Raw genomic sequence first — 20,423 nt, 5'->3', positions numbered from 1 at the left:
GTGCCCGCCCGTCCCGGCGCGCGCCCGCGGCGGGCCGCACCACGCCCTCTGACCTCGGGCAACGATCGAGCAAAGGTCTAAACCAGTTTTTGTCCACACCCCTTGTCAGGGTGTGCCCCGGGCTGATGAGCTATGGCCGGGAGCAACGAGCCCCCTGGGAAAGGGAGATGTCGTGAGCAACGAAAGCCTGGCCAACCTCCTGAAGGAGGAGCGCCGCTTCGCGCCGCCTGCCGGCCTGGCCGCCCAGGCCAACGTCACCGCGGAGGCGTACGAGCAGGCGAAGGCGGATCGGCTGGGCTTCTGGGCCGCGCAGGCCCGGCGCCTGAGCTGGGAGACCGAGCCCACCGAGACCCTCGACTGGTCGAACCCGCCCTTCGCGAAGTGGTTCGCCGACGGCAGGCTGAACGTGGCCTACAACTGCGTCGACCGCCATGTGGAGAACGGCCTGGGCGACCGCGTGGCCCTGCACTTCGAGGGCGAGCCGGGCGACACCCGCTCGGTCACGTACGCCGAGCTCCAGCGCGAGGTCTCCAAGGCTGCAAATGCCCTGATCGAGCTGGGCGTGCGAGCCGGCGACCGGGTCGCCATCTACCTGCCGATGATCCCCGAGGCGGTCATCTCGATGCTGGCCTGCGCCCGCATCGGCGCTCCCCACTCGCTCGTCTTCGGCGGCTTCTCCGCGGACGCCCTGGCGACCCGCGTCAACGACGCCGACGCCCGCGTCGTCATCACCGCCGACGGGGGCTACCGCCGCGGCAAGCCCTCCGCGCTCAAGCCCGCCGTCGACGAGGCCCTCACCCGCCCCGGCACCGAGAACGTCCGCAGCGTGCTCGTCGTCCGCCGCACGGGCCAGGAGGACATCGCCTGGACCGAGGGCCGCGACGTGTGGTGGCACGACCTCGTCGAGCGCCAGTCCGACCAGCACACCCCCGAGGCGTTCGACGCCGAGCACCCGCTGTTCATCCTCTACACCTCGGGCACCACGGGTAAGCCGAAGGGCATCCTGCACACCACCGGCGGCTACCTCACCCAGGCCTCGTACACCCACCACGCGGTCTTCGACCTCAAGCCGGAGACCGATGTCTACTGGTGCACCGCCGACGTCGGCTGGGTGACCGGCCACTCGTACATCGTCTACGGACCGCTGAGCAACGGCGCCACGCAGGTGCTCTACGAGGGCACTCCCGACAGCCCGCACCAGGGACGCTGGTGGGAGATCGTGCAGAAGTACGGCGTCACGATCCTCTACACCGCCCCCACCGCGATCCGCGCCGCCATGAAGTGGGGCGACGACATCCCGGCCAAGTTCGACCTGTCCAGCCTGCGGGTCCTCGGCTCGGTCGGCGAGCCCATCAACCCCGAGGCCTGGATCTGGTACCGCAAGCACATCGGCGCCGACGCCACCCCCGTCGTCGACACCTGGTGGCAGACCGAGACCGGCGCGATGATGATCAGCCCCCTGCCTGGGGTGACCGAGGCCAAGCCCGGCTCTGCGCAGGTGCCGCTGCCCGGCATCGCCGCCACCGTCGTGGACGACCACGGCCACGAGGTGCCCAACGGCGCCGGCGGCTACCTCGTCCTGACCGAGCCCTGGCCGTCCATGCTCCGCACGATCTGGGGCGACGACCAGCGCTACATCGACACCTACTGGTCCCGCTTCGAGAACACCTACTTCGCCGGCGACGGCGCAAAGAAGGACGAGGACGGCGACATCTGGCTGCTCGGCCGCGTGGACGACGTCATGCTCGTCTCCGGCCACAACATCTCCACCACCGAGGTCGAGTCCGCCCTCGTCTCCCACCCCAAGGTGGCCGAAGCGGCGGTCGTCGGCGCCACGGACCCGCAGACCACCCAGGCGATCTGCGCGTTCGTCATCCTGCGCAGCGGCGTGGACGCCGACGCCGAAGGCCTCACGGAAGAGCTGCGGGCCCATGTGGCCAAGCAGCTCGGCCCGATCGCCAAGCCCAAGCGGATCCTGGTGGTCGCCGAGCTGCCCAAGACCCGCTCCGGCAAGATCATGCGCCGCCTGCTGCGCGACGTGGCCGAACACCGTGCCCTCGGTGACGTGACCACGCTGACCGATTCCTCGGTCATGGACCTGATCCAGGCGAAGCTCCCCGCCGCGCCCACCGAGGACTGACCTCCACGGCCTCCCCGGCCTCCACGGTCTCCGCGACCCGCGCGAACGAAGGGCACCCGGCAGCTCGCCGGGTGCCCTTCACCCGTTCCGGCTAAGGTAAGTACTTGTCGCGTCAATATCGCGACAAGAATCAAAGGCGCGCCGGGAAGTCTGGTCGGCACACAACACACGTGTACCCACGTGTTTTCAGTCGACGCCGACCCGCAGGAGGTCCACCGCCGTGGCCGCGCCCAAGAACCGTCGCTCCGTCTTCCTCGGCAGGCTTCCGCTGCCCGAACGGAACTACCTCGCGGACGCGCTGCGCACCGAGACCGTCGGCGGCGTGCTGCTGCTCGTCGCCGCCGTTGCCGCGCTGATCTGGGCGAACACCCCCGTGCGCGCCAGCTACGAGGCCGTGCGCTCCTTCCACTTCGGACCGGCCGCCCTCGGCCTGGACCTCTCCGTGCAGCACTGGGCCGCCGACGGCATGCTCGCCGTCTTCTTCTTCGTCGCGGGCATCGAGCTCAAGCGCGAGCTGGTAGCCGGCGAGCTGCGCGACCCCAAGGCCGCGATCCTCCCGGTCGTCGCCGCGCTCTGCGGCATGGCCGCACCGGCCCTCGTCTACTTCACCGTCGCCTCGAGCGGCGGCGGCTCACTCGCCGGCTGGGCCGTGCCCACCGCCACCGACATCGCCTTCGCGCTCGCCGTGCTCGCCGTCATCGGCACCGCCCTGCCCTCGGCACTGCGCGCGTTCCTGCTGACCCTGGCGGTCGTCGACGACCTCTTCGCGATCCTGATCATCGCGGTGTTCTTCACCTCGACGCTGAACTTCGCCGCCCTCGGCTTCGCCGTGCTGGGCCTGGTCGTCTTCTGGCTGCTGCTGCGCAAGGGGGTGCGCGGCTGGTACGTCTACGTGCCGCTGGCGGTCGTCAACTGGGCGCTGATGTACAACAGCGGCGTCCACGCGACGATCGCGGGCGTCGCCATGGGGCTCATGCTGCGCTGCACCCGGCGCGACGCCGAGGAGCGCTCCCCCGGCGAGCACATCGAGCACCTCGTGCGCCCCCTGTCGGCGGGCCTGGCAGTGCCGCTGTTCGCGCTGTTCTCGGCGGGCGTGGCCGTCACCGGCGGTGCGCTGTCGGACGTCTTCACCCGGCCGGAGACGCTCGGCGTCGTCCTGGGACTGGTCGTGGGCAAGGCGGTGGGGGTGTTCGGCGGCACCTGGGCGGCGGCCCGCTTCACCAGGGCGGAGCTGAACCCGGACCTGAAGTGGCCGGACGTCCTGGCCGTGGCCTCGCTGGCCGGCATCGGCTTCACGGTGTCCCTGCTGATCGGTGAGCTCGCGTTCGGCGACGACCCGCTCCTGGTCGAAGAGATCAAGGCCGCCGTGCTCGTGGGCTCCCTGATCGCCGCCATTCTCGCGTCCACACTCCTCAAACTGCGCGACAACAAGTACAAGAAGCTGTGCGCGGAAGAGGACCGCGACGACGACGAGGACGGCATCCCGGACATCTACGAGCAGGACAACCCCGAGTTCCACCTGCGCATGGCCGCCATCTACGAGGCGAAGGCGGCCACGCACCGCAAACTGGCACAAGTCGCCTCGGAGCGCACCACCCTGGGCGACGGTCCGGCATGATCTGAGAGTCTTTACGCCCGAGCTGATGACGATGAGGGAGCAGCCGATGAGCGCAGCCGACGACGGCGCGAACCGCAGCCTCGGCCAGCTGGTGGCGGCGGCCACCACCGAGCTGTCCGCGCTGGTGCACGACGAGATCGCGCTGGCCAAGGCCGAGCTGCGACAGGACGCCCGACGGCTGGGCATCGGCGGTGGCGCCATCGCCGCCGCGGGTGTCCTGGCGCTCTTCTCCCTGCCGGTGCTGAGCTTCGCGGCGGCGTACGGGATCCACAACCTCGGCCTCGGGCTCGCCTGGTCGTTCCTGATCACCGGTGGCGCCTACCTGCTGCTCGCGGCGCTGCTCGGGCTGATGGCCGTGGCCAAGTTCAAGAAGATCAAGAAGCCCGAGAAGAGCATCGCCTCGGCCAAGGAGACGGCGGCGGTGCTCGGCACCGTCAAGCCGCACCCGCGTCCCGTGGCCGACACGAGCCCGGCGGACGCATCTGTGACACGCTCGTCCGTATGACGGTGCCCGATACCTCCGCAGCGCCCGCGTCCCCCGACCCCGACCGGCCAGCGGCCCCCTCGGCGCCCACCGCGCCGGGCGGGCCGGGGGCCTCGCCCACCGCGGTCGTACGACCGGACGGCCCCTGGACGCACCGGGAGGTCGCGGCGAACGGGGCACGGTTCCACATCGCCGAGATGGGCGAGGGGCCGCTGGTGCTGCTGTTGCACGGCTTCCCGCAGTTCTGGTGGACGTGGCGGCATCAGATGCCGGCGCTCGCGGAGGCCGGGTTCCGGGCGGTGGCGATGGACCTGCGGGGGGTGGGCGGCAGCGACCGTACGCCCCGGGGCTACGACCCCGCGAACCTCGCCCTCGACATCACGGGCGTGATCCGTTCCCTCGGCGAGCCGGACGCCGCGCTGGTCGGGCACGACCTGGGCGGCTACCTCGCCTGGACCGCCGCCGTGATGCGGCCCAAGCTGGTGCGCCGGCTCGCGGTGTCCTCGATGCCGCACCCGCGCCGCTGGCGCTCCGCGATGCTCGCCGACGTCAAGCAGAGCGCCGCGGGCTCCCACATCTGGGGCTTCCAGCGGCCGTGGCTGCCGGAACGCCGGCTGGTCGCGGACGACGCGGCGCTGGTGGGGCGGCTGATCCGGGACTGGTCCGGCCCGCGGCTGCCCGACGACGAGTCCGTCGACGTCTACCGGCGGGCGATGACGATCCCCTCCACGGCGCACTGCTCCATCGAGCCGTACCGCTGGATGGTGCGGTCCATGGCCCGCCCGGACGGCATGCAGTTCAACCGCCGCATGAAGCGGCCGGTGCGGGTGCCGACGCTCCACCTGCACGGATCCCTCGATCCGGTGATGCGCACGCGCAGCGCCGCGGGATCCGGCGAATACGTCGAGGCGCCCTACCGCTGGCGGCTCTTCGACGGCCTCGGGCACTTCCCGCACGAGGAGGATCCCGTGGCCTTCTCGGCGGAGCTGATCAGCTGGCTGAAGGACCCGGAACCCGATCGGTAGGCGTTTCCGGGCGCCCGGTTCGAACGGTACGACGGGTGACGCACCACCACGGAGCGGTGATGCACCGGTGAACGGACGGGAACGTCCGTTCACCGAACAGCCAATTGCCTCGCGCATAGGCCAATTGCCGGACCCATGGGCGATTACCGACCATTGGGCCCGGGCAGAGCTTCTGGTATGGGCTGGACGCACGACTACCGTGACGTGACTGACGTGACTCAGGAGCGCGGCGATGCCGACGCCGCCGTGGCTGTGACGGATGCGCCGGGGCGCGGCGATCACCGGCCGGGGGCCGGACCCGACCCCCGGATCGGCATCCCGCGGATCATCCGCCGTCGCGCCCGATGGGTGTCGGCGCGACTGAGGCATCCCCGCAGCCGCTGACGCCGGGGCCGCAGCCGCCGGTGCCGGGGCCCCCGCGGGTGGCGCGAGGCCGCTGACCGGTCCGGGACGGGCTCAGAGAGCGCACCCCTGGGTGTCGGCCCGGCCCGTGGCCGTACGGCCGTACAGGGCATCCTCACGCACTTCGTCGGCGGTCAGGGCGTACCCCGTGTCGGGGTCGTCCAGGGACTTGGCGAAGACCACGCCGTAGACCTCGCCGTCCGGCGTGAGCAGCGGGCCGCCGGAGTTGCCCTGCCGCACGGTGGCGTAGAGGGAGTACACATCGCGGCGGACGTTGCCGCGGTGGTAGATGTCCGGGCCCTTGGCCTGCACCCGGCTGCGGACCCGGGCGGCCCGCACGTCGTACGAACCGTTCTCGGGGAAGCCGGCGACGATCGCGCTCTTGCCGCTGTTCGCGTCGGACCCGGCGAACGGCAGGGCGGGCGCGTCCAGGGCGGGCACGTCGAGCACGGCGATGTCGCGCCTCCAGTCGTAGAGGACGACCCTGGCGTCGTACAGCCTGCCCTGGCCGCCGATCTGCACGGTGGGCTCGTCCACCCCGCCGACGACGTGCGCGTTGGTCATCACCCGGTTGGGCGCGAAGACGAAGCCGGTGCCCTCCAGGACCTTGCCGCAGCCGGGGGCGCTGCCGACGACCTTGACGATGCTGCGCTGGGCGGCCACGGCGACGGGGCTGTTCGCGAGCTCGGGGTCGGGCGCGGGCACCGACGTGATGGGCTCGGTGGAGAACGGCGCGAAGACCTGGGGGAAGCCGTTCTGCGCGAGGACGGTGCTGAAGTCGGCGAACCAGGTGTTGGCCTGCGACGGAATCACCCGGGCGACGCCGAGCAGCACCTTGGAGCTGCGCACCTCCCGGCCCAGCGTCGGCAGGGTCGTACCGGCGAGCGCCGAGCCGATCAGCCAGGCCACCAGCAGCATGGCGACGACGTTGACGAGCGCGCCGCCCGTGGCGTCGAGGGCGCGCGCCGGGGACCAGGTGATGTGGCGACGGAGCTTGTTGCCGAGGTGGGTGGTGGCGGCCTGGCCCACGGAGGCGCAGACGATGACGATGGCGACGGCGAGGACGGCCGCGACCGTGCCGGGCTCGGCGTCGCCGGTGGCGGCGGCCCAGATCACGGGCAGCGCGTAGACGGCGGCGAGGCCGCCGCCCAGAAAACCGATGACCGAGAGCACGCCGACGACGAAGCCCTGGCGGTAGCCGATGATCGCGAACCACACGGCGGCGATCAGCAGCACGATGTCCAGCACGTTCACCGAAAGATGCCTCGCATTGCAGTCGTCGTGGCCTCGCGGGGCCACCGTCTCATGCCGGTCGGGGGCGCCAGTCCAGCGGGACCTCCCGCTCGCGGTCCCACGGCCGCTCCCATCCGGCGTAGTGCAGGATGCGGTCGATCACCCCGGCGGTGAAACCCCACACCAGCGCGGGACCCACCTGGAAGGCGGCGCCCCGCTGGCCGCTGGGGTGCACGGTCGTCGCCCGCTTCGCCGGGTCGGTGAGCTCGGCGACCGGGACGGTGAACACCCGGGCCGTCTCCTGCGCGGAGACGGCCGCGACCGGGCTGGGCTTGCGCCACCAGCCGAGCACGGGGGTCACCACGAAGCCGCTCACGGGGATGTAGAGGCGGGGCAGCACGCCGAAGACCTGGACGCCGGACGGGTCGAGCCCGGTCTCCTCCTCGGCCTCGCGCAGCGCCGCCCGGACCGGCCCGTCACCCTCCGGATCGCCGTCCTCCGGGTCGAGGGCACCGCCGGGGAAGGAGGGCTGCCCGGCGTGCGAGCGCAGCGTGCCGGCCCGCTCGAGGAGCAGCAGCTCGGGGCCGAGGGCGCCCTCGCCGAAGAGGATGAGCACGGCGGACTGCCTGCCGCCCGATTCCGGCGGCAGGAAGCGGCTGAGCTGCTGCGGCTCGATGGTCCGCGCGGCCCGCGCGACCGGCTCGAGCCACCCGGGCAGCCCGTCCGAGGAGATCACGACCTCCCCGGCCCGCTCGTCCCTCTCGGCCTCCCCGCCGTACGTTCTCGTCATCCGTGTCCCCTGGCCTTTCCCGGCGCCGTCCTCGGCTGTCGTGCGGTCCTGCAGCGTGCGGTGTTCCGACGCGCGGTCTACCGACGCGCGGTCCTGCGGCATGCGGTCCTGCGGGGTGCGCTCGCTCACTCGGCTCCCAGGGGACGAGCGGGCAGGCCCGGGTAGTCCGGCGGGGGCTTGAGCCGCTGTCCCCGCTGACCGCCCATCTCGTACTTGAGGAGCTTCTTCGCCTTCTCCGGGTCGGTCTCGCCCTCGCCGTAGGACGGGCAGAGCGGGGCGATCGGGCAGGCACCGCAGGCGGGCCGGCGGGAGTGGCAGACGCGCCGGCCGTGGAAGATCACGCGGTGCGAGAGCATCGTCCACTCGCTCTTCGGGAAGAGCGCGCAGATCTCCGCCTCGACCTTCTCCGCGTCCTGCGCCTCGGTCCACTTCCAGCGCCGGACCAGCCGGCCGAAGTGCGTGTCGACCGTTATGCCCGGCACGCCGAACGCGTTGCCCAGCACGACGTTGGCGGTCTTGCGGCCGACTCCGGGGAGGGTGACCAGGTCCGCCAGGCGGCCGGGCACCTCACCGCCGAAACGGTCCCGGAGGGCGGCGGAGAGGCCGATCAGGGACTTCGCCTTGGCGCGGAAGAAGCCGGTCGGCCGGATCAGCTGCTCCAGCTTCTCCGGGTCGGCGGCCGCCATGTCCTCGGGGGTGGGGTAGGCGGCGAAGAGGGCGGGGGTGGTCTGGTTGACCCTCAGGTCGGTGGTCTGGGCGGAGAGGACCGTGGCGACGAGGAGCTGGAACGGACTGTCGAAGTCCAGCTCGGGATGTGCGTACGGATAGACCTCGGCGAGCTCGCGGTTGATCCGGCGGGCGCGACGGACGAGCGCCGTCCGCGACTCGGGCTTCGCTGGAGATTTTTTCCTATTTGCCGCTTTTACGCTCTTCATCTCAGCGCGTTCGCCCACAGCGGAATTACCGGTCGACGTCACCCTCCCGGCCCCCTTGCCCTCTGCTCTCACCGGCGTATTGGACACCCGGCCAGACTAAAGCCCAGCACTGACATCCGCCCCGACCGCAGGAAAACCACAGCCCAATCGGACCCCTGCCGTAGGGCTCCGGGCGACGATGCGCCACACTTGTGTTTGATCACACAGTTTTACCGACGGGCATCATGGGGACCACGGTCCTCTGTGCATGTCGACAAGGAGAGAACTCGTGGACGACGTTCTGCGGCGCGCCCCGCTTTTCGCGGCGCTCGATGACGAGCAGGCCGCTGAGCTGCGCGCCTCCATGGGCGAGGTCACCCTCGCGAGGGGCGACGCCCTGTTCCACGAAGGCGACCCGGGCGACCGCCTCTACGTGGTGACCGAGGGCAAGGTGAAGCTTCACCGCACCTCCCCCGACGGCCGCGAGAACATGCTGGCGGTCCTCGGCCCCGGCGAGCTCATCGGCGAGCTGTCCCTGTTCGACCCGGGGCCGCGCACCGCCACCGCCACCGCGCTCACCGAGGTCAAGCTGCTCGGCCTGGGCCACGGCGACCTCCAGCCCTGGCTCAACGCCCGCCCCGAGGTGGCCACCGCCCTGCTGCGCGCCGTCGCCCGCCGGCTGCGCCGCACCAACGACTCGATGTCGGACCTCGTCTTCTCCGACGTGCCCGGCCGTGTCGCCAAGGCCCTGCTGGACCTGTCGCGCCGCTTCGGCGTCCAGTCCGAAGAGGGCATCCACGTGGTGCACGACCTCACCCAGGAGGAGCTCGCCCAGCTCGTCGGCGCCTCCCGGGAGACGGTCAACAAGGCGCTCGCCGACTTCGCCGGCCGCGGCTGGCTGCGTCTGGAGGCCCGCGCCGTGATCCTCCTCGACGTGGAGCGCCTCGCGAAGCGCTCCCGCTGACGCCACGCGAAGGGCCCCGCCACGCGCCACAGCGCGCGGCGGGGCCCTTCGCCGTTCCCGCTCGGGGCCGGAAACCGGACAACGTGACCCGGCACCGGCCCCGGCCCGGACCGCTCAGATCAGGCCGTGCTCGTCCAGGTAGTCCAGCTGGGCCCGCACCGACAGCTCCGCGGCCGGCCACAGCGACCGGTCGACGTCCGCGTAGACGGCCGCCACGACGTCCTCCGCCGTGCGGTGGCCGTTCTCGACGGCCGTCTCGACCTGGGCCAGCCGCTTGGCGCGGTGGGCGAGGTAGTACTCGATGACGCCCTTGGCGTCGTCCAGCACCGGACCGTGGCCCGGCAGCAGCACCTCCACGCCCTCGTCGACCGCGAGCGCGCGCAGCCGGCGCAGCGAGTCGAGGTAGTCGCCGAGCCGGCCGTCGGGGTGGGCGACGACCGTCGTGCCGCGCCCGAGCACCGTGTCCCCGGTGAGGACCGCGCCGTCGGCCGGAAGGTGGAAGCACAGGGAGTCGGCGGTGTGGCCGGGCGTGGAGATGACGTGCAGCTCCAGGCCGCCGGTGGTCACCACGTCGCCGACGCCGAGCCCCTCGCCGCCCAGCCGCAGCGCGGGGTCCAGCGCGCGCACGCGCGTACCCGTCAGCTCGGCGAAGCGGGCGGCGCCGTCGGAGTGGTCGGGGTGGCCGTGGGTGAGGAGCGTCAGGGCGACGCGCTTGCCCGCCGCCTCGGCCGTGGCGACGACGTTGGCCAGGTGGGCCTCGTCCAGCGGTCCGGGGTCGACGACGACCGCGAGGTCCGAGCCGGGTTCGGCGAGGATCCAGGTGTTGGTGCCGTCGAGCGACATGGCGGACGGGTTGGGGGCGAGCACGCAGGTGGCGCGGGCGGTCGCCGGTCCGCCGGGGGCGCCCGGGCGCGGCTGTCCGGGCAGGTCGGTGGTGTTCGTCATGCGTCGGCTCCCGCGGGTCCTGAGGAGTTTGCTTCTCCTGCTGCTTCTGCGTCGTCCACTGCCGCTTCCGGCGCCCGCGAGGCGATGTGCTTGGTGAACTCCTCGTGCCCCGGCCAGCTCAGCACGATCTCTTCCCCGTCGAGCCGGGCCTGTGCGAGGACGGGCGTGAGATCCCGCTCACCCGAAGCGGCCAGGACCTCGCCGACGGCGGCGTACGGGACGAGGGAGCGCAGCGTGGAGATGGTCGGCGGCATCATCAGCAGCTCGCCGCGGTCGTACCCCGCGGCCGCCTCGGCGGGTGCGGTCCACACCGTGCGGTCGGCCTCCGTGGAGGCGTTGCGGGTGCGCTGGCCCTCGGGGAGGGCGGCCACGAAGAACCAGGTGTCGTAGCGGCGCGGCTCGAACTCGGGCGTGATCCAGCGGGCCCAGGCGCCCAGCAGGTCGCTGCGCAGCAGCAGTCCGCGGCGGTCGAGGAAGTCGGCGAACGAGAGCTCGCGGCTGACCAGCGCGGCCCGGTCGGCCTCCCACTCCTCGCCCGTGGTGTCGGCGACGACCGTGTCCGGGGCCGGCCCGGCCAGCAGGACGCCCGCCTCCTCGAAGGTCTCGCGGACGGCCGCGCAGACGATGGCCTGGGCGGTCGCGGCGTCGGTGCCCAGCCGCCCGGCCCACTCCGTACGCGGTGGGCCCGCCCAGGGAACGTCGCGTTCGTCGCGCGGGTCCACCGAACCGCCCGGATACGCGTACGCGCCCCCACCGAAAGCCATGGAGGCGCGCCTGCGCAGCATGTGGACGGCGAGGCCGTCGCGGGCGGTGCGCAGCAGAAGGACGGTGGCGGCGCGGCGGGGCGCCACGGGCCGGAGCTCGCCGCGGGCGAGCGCTCTGATCCGGTCCGGCCACTCCGGCGGGTACCACTGGCCGTTCGCAGTCGACATGGCCGGATGCTATGCGCTCACGCGCGGATGTTCGAGGGGACCAGGCCGGGCCGCCGCGGCCGTGGCCGCCCCGGGCCGCCTCCGGACGACGTCCGGGCGGCCCGGGGGCGCGGGACGGTCAGTCCCGTACTTCCACCACGATCTCGACCTCGACCGGCGCGTCCAGCGGCAGCACCGTCACGCCCACGGCCGAGCGGGCGTGCACGCCCTTCTCGCCCAGCACCTCGCCGAGCAGCTCGCTGGCGCCGTTGAGGACGCCCGGCTGGCCGGTGAAGTCGGGGGCGGAGGCCACGAAGCCCACGACCTTGACGACCCGCACGATCCGGTCCAGGTCACCGATGACGGACTTCACGGCGGCCAGGGCGTTGAGCGCGCAGATCCCGGCCAGCTCCTTGGCCGTCTCCGGGCTGACCTCGGCGCCGACCTTGCCGGTCTCCGAGATGGAACCCTGCACCATCGGGAGCTGGCCCGCGGTGTAGACGTACGCGCCGGTCCGCACGGCCGGCTGGTACGCGGCCAGCGGCGGCACGACGTCCGGCAGGCTCAGACCGAGCTCGGCGAGCTTGTCCTCGACGGCACTCACGGCTTTTCCCGCTTGAGGTAGGCCACCAGCTGCTCGGGGTTGTTCGGCCCCGGGACGACCTGGACGAGCTCCCAGCCGTCCTCGCCCCAGGTGTCCAGAATCTGCTTGGTCGCGTGCACCAGAAGCGGCACGGTCGCGTATTCCCACTTGGTCATGGCCTGACTGTAATGCCTCCCACCGACAGCCTCGTGCGTAGCCCGCACGGCGACTGGTTAGGCTCCAAATCATGAGCAGGCTCCATGTCGTCAGCGGCAAGGGCGGTACCGGCAAGACCACGGTCGCCGCGGCCCTCGCGCTTGCCCTCGCCGCCGAGGGCAAGCGCGCCCTGCTGGTCGAGGTCGAAGGCCGGCAGGGCATCGCGCAGCTCTTCGAGACCGAGGCGCTGCCCTACGAGGAACGGAAGATCGCCGTCGCTCCGGGAGGCGGCGAGGTGTACGCGCTCGCCATCGACGCCGAACGGGCGCTCCTGGACTACCTCCACATGTTCTACAAGCTCGGCAGCGCCGGGCGGGCGCTGAAGAAGCTGGGCGCCATCGACTTCGCGACCACCATCGCGCCCGGTCTGCGGGACGTCCTGCTGACCGGCAAGGCGTGCGAGGCGGTGCGCAGGAAGGACCGCACGGGACGCTTCACCTACGACTACGTCGTCATGGACGCACCCCCCACCGGACGCCTCACCCGCTTCCTCAACGTCAACGACGAGGTCGCCGGGCTGGCCCGGATCGGGCCGATCCACAATCAGGCGCAGGCGGTCATGCGGGTGCTCAAGTCGCCGGAGACGGCCGTGCACTTCGTGACGCTGCTGGAGGAGATGCCGGTCCAGGAGACGGCGGACGGCATCGCCGAGCTGCGTGCCGCCGGGCTTCCCGTCGGCGGGGTCGTCATCAACATGGTGCGGCCCGAGATACTCGACGAGGCGGCCGTCGAAGCCGCCGCGAACGGCCGGCGCACGGACGTCGTGCACGCCCTGGCACACGCCCTGGAGCGCACCACCCCGGGCGGCGCACGGCGCACAGGTCTCGCGGAGCAGCTCGTCGACCCCCTGCTGGAGCAGGCCCGCGAGCACACCGAGCGGCTCGCGCTCGAGCACCAGGAGCGCGCCGAGGTGGCCCGCTTCGGCCTGCCCACCTACGAACTGCGGCTGCTCGGCGACGGCGTGGACCTCGCGGGGCTCTACCGCATGGCCCGCGAACTGCGGAAGCAGTTCTCCGAGCGATCAGAGCAAGGAGTGTCCGCGTGACCCTCGATCCGGCTGTGGAACCGCTCGACATGGACCCGATCCTCGACAACCCCCGGACCCGCATCGTGGTGTGCTGCGGCTCCGGCGGCGTCGGCAAGACCACGACCGCGGCGGCCCTGGGCGTACGGGCGGCGGAGCGCGGCCGGAAGGTCGTCGTCCTGACCATCGACCCGGCGCGCCGCCTCGCGCAGTCCATGGGCATCGACGAGCTCGACAACGTCCCGCGCCGGGTGCCCGGCATCGACGGCTCCGCCGGTGGCGAGCTGCACGCCATGATGCTCGACATGAAGCGGACGTTCGACGAGATCGTCGAGGCGCACGCCGACAAGGAGCGCGCCCGGGCGATCCTGGAGAACCCCTTCTACCAGTCCCTGTCGGCCGGCTTCGCCGGCACGCAGGAGTACATGGCCATGGAGAAGCTCGGCCAGCTCCGCGCCCGCGACGAGTGGGACCTGATCGTCGTGGACACCCCGCCGAGCCGCTCCGCGCTGGACTTCCTGGACGCCCCCAATCGCCTGGGCTCCTTCCTGGACGGAAAGTTCATCAAGGTGCTGATGGCACCGGCGAAGATCGGCGGACGGGCCGGGATGAAGTTCCTGGGCGTCGGCATGTCCGTGATGAGCGGGCCGCTCAACAAACTGATGGGGGCCCAGCTGCTGCGCGACGTACAGACCTTCGTCGCCGCGATGGACACCATGTTCGGCGGCTTCCGTACCCGCGCCGACGCCACCTACCGCCTGCTGCAGGCGCCGGGTACGGCCTTCCTGGTCGTCGCCGCGCCCGAGCGGGACGCCCTGCGGGAGGCCGCCTACTTCGTGGAGCGGCTGGCCGCGGAGCGGATGCCCCTGGCCGGGCTGGTGCTGAACCGGGTGCACGGCAGCGGGGCGGACCGGCTCACGGCGGAGCGGGCGCTGGCCGCCGCCGAGGCACTGACCAGCGGAACCTCCGAATACACAGAAAATCTTGACGGCTCCGGCATTGTGGATCGTGGCAGCGGGCAGGCTGGCTCACGTACCGCTGACGACCCTGGCATCGTCACTCCCACGGACACGTCCTCTCCCGAGAGCGGCTTCCCCCAGCCCGCGTCCTCAGGAGCGACGACCTCGGACGTCACAGCGGAATCAGTGGAAACCTCCGCACGGCTCGCCGCCGGGCTGCTGCGGCTGCACGCCGAGCGCATGCGTGTGCTCGCGCGCGAGCAGCGCACGCGTGACCGCTTCACCGCCCTGCACCCCGAGGTTCCGGTGGCGGAAGTGGCCGCACTGCCCAGCGATGTGCACGACCTGGCCGGGCTGCGGGCGATCGGTGACCGTCTCGCCGTACGGACGGGCGGCCGCGCCGAAGAAACGGACGGCCGCGAGGAAGAGGTCGGCGCGACGACACCGGAGCCGAGGATGTCTCCGTCGGCATGACCCACGACGGAGGCCCCGACAACGGCCGAGGACCCGACGACGCCGGGGCACGGCAGGGGAACTGACGACGCGCCGGTCACCGGCCGGTGCGTCCACGACGAGCGGCATCCACGGCGTAGCGGCGTCCATGGCGAGCAGCATCTACGGCGAGCGGCGTCCGCACGCCGCGCCGACGGCCTTCAGCGGGCCCGAGGGCCCGCGGCTAGCCCACCGCCGCGTACTCGTCGTACTCCGGCTCGCCGAGCGGCAGGATGCCCGCACCGCGCTCGTACTCCGTCCGCGCGGTCTCCAGGAGCCTGCGCCAGGACGTGACCGTCGGCCTGCGCCGCAGGAGCGCCCTGCGCTCGCGCTCGGTCATGCCGCCCCACACTCCGAACTCGACGCGGTTGTCGAGCGCGTCCGCGAGGCACTCGGTGCGCACCGGGCAGCCGGTGCAGACCGCTTTGGCCCTGTTCTGTGCTGCGCCCTGAACGAAAAGTTCGTCCGGATCGGTCGTGCGGCAGGCGGCCTGCGCACTCCAGTCGGTTACCCAGCCCATGCTGGCGCCGTCCTCTCCCGAATCGAGGCTCCCCCACGGCGGCAGCGGCATATTCACCGTTGCCAGTTGAGGACGTTACGGAAGGCGGACAGGGGGCAACACCCCCTTCGGGCCCAATCTTGAATGGCCCGAACGGACTATGCGTACGCGGCAGATCACCCAACGGAGTGAGCGGGCGACATCACGGACCAACCCCACCGAAGGGGGGCGTTTCACCCGCACCGCGAGGGGCAGGCAATGACACAGACGGCAATACGGACACACCTCATCACCCACAAGAGTGAGGTCAGAGGTGATGCGGGAGAGCATCGCAGTGACTGGCGTGAAACAGCGTAGGCGAACACACCTGCGTCTGTCCGCCGAATGAGAACGTAGGCTTCGCTCCATGGCTACGAAGCGCTCCGGCAGGGGTCCCACGGCGACCCAGCAGGCCGCGAAATTCCTTGGCGTCAGCGTGCTCTCGGGAGTAGTGCTGGCGGGTCTCGCCCTGCCGGGCATCGGTGCGTTCGGCCTGGTGGCCAAGGGGACGGTGGAGGGATTCGACGAGATCCCCGCCAACCTCAAGACGCCGCCGCTCAGCCAGCGCACCACCATCCTCGACTCGGAGGGCGGCGAGATAGCCAAGGTCTACTCCCGCGACCGCACCGTGGTGCCGCTGAACGAGATCTCGCCGTACATGCGGAAGGCGATCGTCGCGATCGAGGACTCCCGCTTCTACGAGCACGGCGCCGTCGACCTCAAGGGCGTGCTCCGCGCGGTCAACAAGAACGCCCAGTCGGGCGGCGTCTCCGAAGGCGCCTCCACCCTCACCCAGCAGTACGTCAAGAACGTCTTCGTCGAGGAGGCCGGCGACGACCCCGACAAGGTCGCCGTGGCCACGCAGCAGACCATCGGCCGCAAGGTCAAGGAGCTGAAGTACGCGATCCAGGTCGAGAAGGAACTCGGCAAGGAGCGCATCCTCAACAACTATCTGAACATCACCTTCTTCGGGCAGCAGGCCTACGGCGTCGAGGCCGCCGCCCAGCGCTACTTCACCAAGCACGCCAAGGACCTCACCCTCGGTGAGTCCGCACTGCTGGCCGGCATCGTCCAGTCGCCCAGCCGCTACAACCCCGTGCTGGCCCCCAAGGAGGCCACCAAGCGGCGCAACACCGTGCTGGCGCGCATGGCGGAGCTGAAGAACATCACGCCCGACGAGGCCGCCGCCGAGCAGGCCAAGCCGATCAAGCTGAACGTGAGCCGGCCCAAGAGCGGCTGCATCACCGCCGTCGACGGCGCGGGCTTCTTCTGCGACTACGTGCGCGAGACCTTCCTCAACGACCCGGTCTTCGGCAAGACGAAGGAGGCCCGCGCCAAGCGCTGGAACGAGGGCGGCATGACCATCCGCACCACCCTCGACCCGCAGACGCAGAAGTCCGTCCAGAAGTCGATCACCGATCACGTCAACCAGGACGACAAGGTGGCCACCGCCATCTCGATCGTCCAGCCCGGCAGCGGCAAGGTGCTCGGCATGGGCCAGTCGCGCCCGTACGGCTTCGGCCAGTACCAGACGCAGATCAACCTCTCCGCCGACAAGGCGATGGGCGGCTCCACCTACGGCTTCCAGGTCGGCTCGACGTTCAAGCCGATCGTCGCCGCGGCCGCCCTCGAGGAGGGCGTGTCGCCGTACAAGACGTACTCCTCCCCCTTCCAGATGCCCTATCCGGAGGAGGTCGAGACGTGCGGCAAGCCGTGGAAGAACAGCATCGGCGAGACGGTCAACAACGAGAACCGCAGCGAGATCGGCCCCTACGGGATGAAGGAGGCGATCGCGAAGTCGGTCAACACCTACTTCGTCCAGATGGTCGGTGACATCGGCCTCTGCCCGGTGGTCAAGATGGCCGAGAAGATGGGCGTGAAGCCCGCCGCCGGCGGCAAGCTCGACCAGCTGCCCGCCCTGACCCTCGGCGGTTCGGACGGCATGTCCCCGCTCACCATGGCCGCCGCCTACGCGACGTTCGCCAACCGCGGCACCTACTGCACCCCCGTCCTCATCGAGACGGCCACGGGCCCCGACGGCAAGAAGCTGCGCGTCCCCAAGACCAAGTGCTCGCGGGCGATGTCCGAGCAGACCGCCGACACCGTCAACACCCTGCTGCAGGGCGTCGTCGAGGACGGCACGGGCAAGGAGGCCGGCCTCAGCGGCCGCGACAGCGCGGGCAAGACCGGTACGACCGACGAGCGACGGGCCGCCTGGTTCGTCGGCTACACCCCGAACCTGGCCGGCGCGGTCTGGGTCGGCGGCCCCGGCGACAAGGTCGAGATGGAGGGCATCACCATCGGCGGCGTCTACCACGACAAGGTCTACGGTGCCGACACTCCCGGCCCCATCTGGCGCGACGCCATGAACGGCGCCCTGGCGGGCCGGGACGCGCCGTCCTTCGACACCATCCCGATCGCGGGCGCCGACAAGGGCTCCGACAAGGGCAACAACAAGCCCGGCAACGGCCGCGGCCAGCGCAAGCCCGGCAACGGCACCGCCAAGCCCGGCGGTGGCAAGCCGGGTACGAACAAGCCGGGCAACGCCAAGCCCGGCAACAAGCCGGACGACGCGCAGTAACCGACAGCAGGGCCTCGGCGAGCAGCCGCGACAACGAAGGGGCGCCCGGACCATGACGGTCCGGGCGCCCCTTTCGCGTACGCGCGCGTGCGCGTCGTTTTCCGTGCGTACGGTGCCTGCGGTCAGCCCGCGATCAGGCGCTTCACCGCGGCGGCCACGCGGCCGCCCTCGGCGCGGTTCGCGACCTTCGGCTTCACGATCTTCATGACCGCTCCCATGGCCTTCGGCCCCTCCGCGCCGCCGGCCCTGGCCTCGGCCACCGCGTCGGCGACGATGGCGTTGAGCTCCTCGTCCGACAGCTGCTGCGGCAGGTACTCGGCGAGCACCTCGCCCTCGGCCCGCTCGCGCTCCGCGGACTCGGCGCGGCCGCCCTTGTCGAACGCCTCCGCGGCCTCGCGGCGCTTCTTGGCCTCGCGGGTGATGACCTCCTGCACCTCGTCGTCCGACAGCTCACGAGCGGCCTTGCCGGCGGTCTCCTCGTAGCCGATGGCGGAGAGGGTGAGGCGCAGGGTGGAGGAGCGCAGTTCGTCGCGCGCCTTGATGGCGGTCGTGAGGTCGTCCTGGAGCTTGGACTTCAGCGTGGTCATGCCGCAATCTTCGCATCCCGACCCGGCGCGCGCCCCGTATTAACCGCCGGGCGCCCGCCGCGGGCGCCGGTGCGGCCGTAACTCCCGTACCCGCCCCGGCCCGTGACGGCGCACCCCGGCCGGTCTGCGACGATGGGCAGCATGCGTGCGCGATACGGAGTACCCCTGGGAATCACGGCCGTCGGTGCGGCGGGCCTCGCCTATGCCGCCGGCTTCGAAGTCCGTTCCTTCCGGCTGCGGCGGGTCACCGTGCCCGTGCTGCCGCCCGGCATGCGGCCGCTGCGGGTGCTCCAGGTCTCCGACATCCACATGGTCGGCGGGCAGCGCAAGAAGCAGCGCTGGCTGCAGTCGCTGGCCGGGCTCCGCCCCGACTTCGTCATCAACACCGGCGACAACCTCTCCGACCCCGAGGGCGTGCCCGTGACGCTGGACGCGCTCGGCCCCCTGATGCGCTTCCCCGGCGCGTACGTCTTCGGCTCCAACGACTACTACGGGCCCAAGCTGCGCAACCCCGCCCGCTACCTGATCGAGAAGGCCACCGGGCGGCACGGCCTCAACGGCAACACCCCCGTCGTCGGCGCGATCCACAACCCGTGGGAGGAGCTGCGCGACGGCTTCGACGCCGCGGGCTGGGTCAACCTCACCAACGCGCGCGGCTCGCTCAAGATCGACGGGATCGAGATCGCCCTCACCGGCCTCGACGACCCGCACATCAAGCGCGACCGCTACGCCCACGTGGCCGGCGGCCCCCGCCCGGACGCCGACTTCTCGCTCGCCGTCGTGCACGCGCCTTACCTGCGGGTCCTCGACGCCTTCACCGCCGACCGCTACCCGCTGATCCTCGCCGGGCACACCCACGGCGGCCAGCTGTGCATCCCCTTCTACGGGGCGCTGGTCACCAACTGCGACATCGACACCGACCGGGTGAAGGGCCTGTCCACCCACCGCGCGGGCGGCAACCGCTCCTACCTCCACGTCTCCGCCGGCTGCGGCACCAACCGCTACACCCCGGTCCGCTTCGCCTGCCCCCCGGAGGCCACCCTCCTCACCCTCGTCGCCCGCGACTGACCCTCGGGGCCACCGCGGCCCGCACGTACGGTGGGGGGATGACCGCCCCGACTTCCCCCACCACCACCCCGCAGCCCGGCCTGCCGGAGGCACCGGACACCCCGGCACCAGCGGCGACCCCGACGCCCACGGCGGCCCCTGCGGGCCGCCGCCCCTTCGCCGCGGCGTGGCGCGCGCTCGTGGCCCTGGCGGCGCTCACCGGCGTCGCCCTGGACACGATCGAGTCCGACGACCTGGGCCGGCTCTTCGGCTACTTCACGGTCCAGTCCAACCTCCTGCTCGCGATCGCCTGCGTCTGGTCCGCCCACCGCGCCTGGACCGGGCGTCCGCCCCTCTCCCCGCGGATCACGGGCGGCGCGCTGCTCTACATCTCGATCACGGGCCTCGTGTTCCACTTCGTCCTGTCGAACGATTCCAGCGGCTTCGCCATGACCAGCGAGCGCACTCCCCTCGAGTCGGTCGCCAACCACCTCCTCCACACCGTGACCCCGCTCGCGGCCGCCTTCGACTGGCTCGTTCTCACCGCCCCGGGCGGCTTCCTCCTGCGCCACGCCGGGCAGTGGCTGGCCTATCCCTTCCTCTACCTCCCCTTCGCCCTGATCCGCGGCGCCCTCCTCGACCCGGGCACCGAGGGCCGCTACCCGTACCCCTTCCTGGACGTCGATCTCCACGGTTACGCCGGCATCCTCGGCAACGCCGTCGTCTTCGGCCTGGCCTTCTACACACTGGCCCTCGTGCTCGTCCTCCTCGACCGCGCACGCCCCCATCCGCACGGCTCCCGGAATCGGATTTCGCCTCCTGGCTCCGGTCCGCTAAAGTAGACCTCGTTGCGCCGGGAACCTGCGAAAAACAGGGAACGACGCACATCGGGGTGTAGCGCAGCTTGGCAGCGCGCTTCGTTCGGGACGAAGAGGTCGTGGGTTCAAATCCCGCCACCCCGACAGCTGAA

At 71.5% G+C, this 20,423-nt stretch carries 20 protein-coding genes and 1 tRNA gene; 12 read left to right on the top strand and 9 right to left on the bottom strand.

Annotated elements, in window-relative coordinates:
- Nucleotides 1-172 precede the first annotated feature (172 nt).
- The 5 genes from acs to IE295_RS33435 all read left to right on the top strand — a co-directional run bounded on the left by acs (nt 173) and on the right by IE295_RS33435 (nt 5,651).
- A complete protein-coding gene (gene acs / locus IE295_RS13885) occupies nt 173-2,140 on the top strand; it encodes an acetate--CoA ligase (RefSeq protein ID WP_190063901.1) in 1,968 nt (655 codons plus the stop codon).
- 220 nt (nt 2,141-2,360) lie between these two features.
- Entirely contained in the window at nt 2,361-3,758 is a 1,398-nt protein-coding gene (gene nhaA, locus IE295_RS13880) for a Na+/H+ antiporter NhaA (protein WP_190063900.1), read from the top strand.
- Between the two features lie 46 nt (nt 3,759-3,804).
- Complete coding sequence (locus tag IE295_RS13875) at nt 3,805-4,263, top strand: phage holin family protein (protein WP_190063899.1); 459 nt, start codon at nt 3,805-3,807, stop codon at nt 4,261-4,263.
- Nucleotides 4,260-5,267 (top strand): alpha/beta fold hydrolase, encoded by a 1,008-nt coding sequence (locus tag IE295_RS13870; protein WP_190063898.1) that lies wholly within the window; start codon nt 4,260-4,262, stop codon nt 5,265-5,267. The genes IE295_RS13875 and IE295_RS13870 overlap by 4 nt, the downstream gene beginning before the upstream one ends.
- A gap of 177 nt (nt 5,268-5,444) precedes the next feature.
- The gene (locus tag IE295_RS33435) at nt 5,445-5,651 is read left to right on the top strand and encodes a hypothetical protein (protein WP_224323013.1); all 207 of its coding nucleotides are present in this window, start codon (nt 5,445-5,447) and stop codon (nt 5,649-5,651) included.
- A gap of 72 nt (nt 5,652-5,723) precedes the next feature.
- On the opposite strand, the gene IE295_RS13865 is transcribed toward IE295_RS33435, so the two are convergent.
- The 3 genes from IE295_RS13865 to nth all read right to left on the bottom strand — a co-directional run bounded on the left by IE295_RS13865 (nt 5,724) and on the right by nth (nt 8,627).
- Complete coding sequence (locus IE295_RS13865; protein WP_190063897.1) at nt 5,724-6,923, bottom strand: MarP family serine protease; 1,200 nt, start codon at nt 6,921-6,923, stop codon at nt 5,724-5,726.
- Between the two features lie 49 nt (nt 6,924-6,972).
- Nucleotides 6,973-7,692 (bottom strand): NUDIX hydrolase, encoded by a 720-nt coding sequence (locus IE295_RS13860; RefSeq protein ID WP_190063896.1) that lies wholly within the window; start codon nt 7,690-7,692, stop codon nt 6,973-6,975.
- 125 nt (nt 7,693-7,817) lie between these two features.
- Nucleotides 7,818-8,627, bottom strand: coding sequence for an endonuclease III (nth, locus tag IE295_RS13855; RefSeq protein ID WP_190063895.1), 810 nt, complete (start codon nt 8,625-8,627; stop codon nt 7,818-7,820).
- A 268-nt stretch (nt 8,628-8,895) separates the two neighbouring features.
- Between nth and IE295_RS13850 the strand changes: the two genes are divergently transcribed.
- Complete coding sequence (locus IE295_RS13850) at nt 8,896-9,570, top strand: Crp/Fnr family transcriptional regulator (protein WP_004939715.1); 675 nt, start codon at nt 8,896-8,898, stop codon at nt 9,568-9,570.
- 114 nt (nt 9,571-9,684) lie between these two features.
- Here IE295_RS13850 and IE295_RS13845 read toward each other — a convergent pair whose 3' ends face one another.
- The 4 genes from IE295_RS13845 to sp36 all read right to left on the bottom strand — a co-directional run bounded on the left by IE295_RS13845 (nt 9,685) and on the right by sp36 (nt 12,185).
- On the bottom strand, nt 9,685-10,515 hold the full coding sequence (locus IE295_RS13845) for an MBL fold metallo-hydrolase (RefSeq protein ID WP_190063894.1): 831 nt from the start codon (nt 10,513-10,515) through the stop codon (nt 9,685-9,687).
- Entirely contained in the window at nt 10,512-11,447 is a 936-nt protein-coding gene (locus tag IE295_RS13840) for an NUDIX hydrolase (RefSeq protein ID WP_224323012.1), read from the bottom strand. Before IE295_RS13840 ends, IE295_RS13845 begins: the two co-directional genes overlap by 4 nt.
- A gap of 118 nt (nt 11,448-11,565) precedes the next feature.
- Complete coding sequence (locus IE295_RS13835; protein ID WP_190063893.1) at nt 11,566-12,030, bottom strand: RidA family protein; 465 nt, start codon at nt 12,028-12,030, stop codon at nt 11,566-11,568.
- Nucleotides 12,027-12,185, bottom strand: coding sequence for a Sp36 family protein (gene sp36 / locus IE295_RS13830; protein ID WP_019992579.1), 159 nt, complete (start codon nt 12,183-12,185; stop codon nt 12,027-12,029). The genes IE295_RS13835 and sp36 overlap by 4 nt, the downstream gene beginning before the upstream one ends.
- Before the next feature lie 71 nt (nt 12,186-12,256).
- On the opposite strand from sp36, the gene bagA reads away from it, so the two are divergent.
- Both bagA and bagB read left to right on the top strand, forming a co-directional pair.
- Nucleotides 12,257-13,270, top strand: coding sequence for an ATPase BagA (bagA, locus tag IE295_RS13825; RefSeq protein WP_190063892.1), 1,014 nt, complete (start codon nt 12,257-12,259; stop codon nt 13,268-13,270).
- A gap of 29 nt (nt 13,271-13,299) precedes the next feature.
- Nucleotides 13,300-14,682 carry an ATPase BagB gene (bagB, locus tag IE295_RS13820; RefSeq protein ID WP_224323032.1) on the top strand — a complete coding sequence of 461 codons (1,383 nt, stop codon included), beginning with the start codon at nt 13,300-13,302 and terminating at the stop codon, nt 14,680-14,682.
- 202 nt (nt 14,683-14,884) lie between these two features.
- Here bagB and IE295_RS13815 read toward each other — a convergent pair whose 3' ends face one another.
- Nucleotides 14,885-15,220: a WhiB family transcriptional regulator gene (locus IE295_RS13815; protein WP_189455966.1), complete on the bottom strand. Its 336-nt coding sequence runs from the start codon at nt 15,218-15,220 to the stop codon at nt 14,885-14,887.
- A 385-nt stretch (nt 15,221-15,605) separates the two neighbouring features.
- Between IE295_RS13815 and IE295_RS13810 the strand changes: the two genes are divergently transcribed.
- Complete coding sequence (locus IE295_RS13810) at nt 15,606-17,819, top strand: transglycosylase domain-containing protein (RefSeq protein WP_190063891.1); 2,214 nt, start codon at nt 15,606-15,608, stop codon at nt 17,817-17,819.
- 122 nt (nt 17,820-17,941) lie between these two features.
- Here the strand turns inward: IE295_RS13810 and IE295_RS13805 are convergent, their stop codons facing one another.
- Nucleotides 17,942-18,406: a GatB/YqeY domain-containing protein gene (locus IE295_RS13805; RefSeq protein WP_190063890.1), complete on the bottom strand. Its 465-nt coding sequence runs from the start codon at nt 18,404-18,406 to the stop codon at nt 17,942-17,944.
- A gap of 141 nt (nt 18,407-18,547) precedes the next feature.
- Here IE295_RS13805 and IE295_RS13800 point away from each other — a divergent pair, with 141 nt between their 5' ends.
- The 3 genes from IE295_RS13800 to IE295_RS13790 all read left to right on the top strand — a co-directional run bounded on the left by IE295_RS13800 (nt 18,548) and on the right by IE295_RS13790 (nt 20,415).
- Entirely contained in the window at nt 18,548-19,474 is a 927-nt protein-coding gene (locus IE295_RS13800; RefSeq protein ID WP_190063889.1) for a metallophosphoesterase, read from the top strand.
- A gap of 38 nt (nt 19,475-19,512) precedes the next feature.
- Complete coding sequence (locus tag IE295_RS13795; RefSeq protein ID WP_190063888.1) at nt 19,513-20,295, top strand: Pr6Pr family membrane protein; 783 nt, start codon at nt 19,513-19,515, stop codon at nt 20,293-20,295.
- A 46-nt stretch (nt 20,296-20,341) separates the two neighbouring features.
- Nucleotides 20,342-20,415, top strand: a tRNA-Pro gene (locus tag IE295_RS13790).
- The last annotated feature ends 8 nt before the right edge of the window (nt 20,416-20,423 follow it).

Origin of the sequence: Streptomyces griseocarneus, from assembly GCF_014655595.1 — a bacterium.
GTDB lineage: Bacteria > Actinomycetota > Actinomycetes > Streptomycetales > Streptomycetaceae > Streptomyces > Streptomyces griseocarneus.
Note: the sequence above shows the minus strand (reverse complement) of the source record. Positions and strands in the feature narration are given on the sequence as shown.

Bases quoted from the DNA above. Each gene is read 5' to 3' on its own strand.
- IE295_RS13860 (WP_190063896.1), bottom strand. From the start codon at position 7,692: ATGACGAGAACGTACGGCGGGGAGGCCGAGAGGGACGAGCGGGCCGGG.
- IE295_RS13845 (WP_190063894.1), bottom strand. From the start codon at position 10,515: ATGACGAACACCACCGACCTGCCCGGACAGCCGCGCCCGGGCGCCCCC.
- IE295_RS13815 (WP_189455966.1), bottom strand. From the start codon at position 15,220: ATGGGCTGGGTAACCGACTGGAGTGCGCAGGCCGCCTGCCGCACGACC.
- IE295_RS13795 (WP_190063888.1), top strand. From the start codon at position 19,513: ATGACCGCCCCGACTTCCCCCACCACCACCCCGCAGCCCGGCCTGCCG.
- IE295_RS13875 (WP_190063899.1), top strand. From the start codon at position 3,805: ATGAGCGCAGCCGACGACGGCGCGAACCGCAGCCTCGGCCAGCTGGTG.
- IE295_RS13810 (WP_190063891.1), top strand. From the start codon at position 15,606: ATGGCTACGAAGCGCTCCGGCAGGGGTCCCACGGCGACCCAGCAGGCC.
- IE295_RS13840 (WP_224323012.1), bottom strand. From the start codon at position 11,447: ATGTCGACTGCGAACGGCCAGTGGTACCCGCCGGAGTGGCCGGACCGG.
- sp36 (WP_019992579.1), bottom strand. From the start codon at position 12,185: ATGACCAAGTGGGAATACGCGACCGTGCCGCTTCTGGTGCACGCGACC.
- IE295_RS13805 (WP_190063890.1), bottom strand. From the start codon at position 18,406: ATGACCACGCTGAAGTCCAAGCTCCAGGACGACCTCACGACCGCCATC.
- bagA (WP_190063892.1), top strand. From the start codon at position 12,257: ATGAGCAGGCTCCATGTCGTCAGCGGCAAGGGCGGTACCGGCAAGACC.
- bagB (WP_224323032.1), top strand. From the start codon at position 13,300: ATGGACCCGATCCTCGACAACCCCCGGACCCGCATCGTGGTGTGCTGC.
- IE295_RS13870 (WP_190063898.1), top strand. From the start codon at position 4,260: ATGACGGTGCCCGATACCTCCGCAGCGCCCGCGTCCCCCGACCCCGAC.
- nth (WP_190063895.1), bottom strand. From the start codon at position 8,627: ATGAAGAGCGTAAAAGCGGCAAATAGGAAAAAATCTCCAGCGAAGCCC.
- IE295_RS13800 (WP_190063889.1), top strand. From the start codon at position 18,548: ATGCGTGCGCGATACGGAGTACCCCTGGGAATCACGGCCGTCGGTGCG.
- IE295_RS33435 (WP_224323013.1), top strand. From the start codon at position 5,445: ATGGGCTGGACGCACGACTACCGTGACGTGACTGACGTGACTCAGGAG.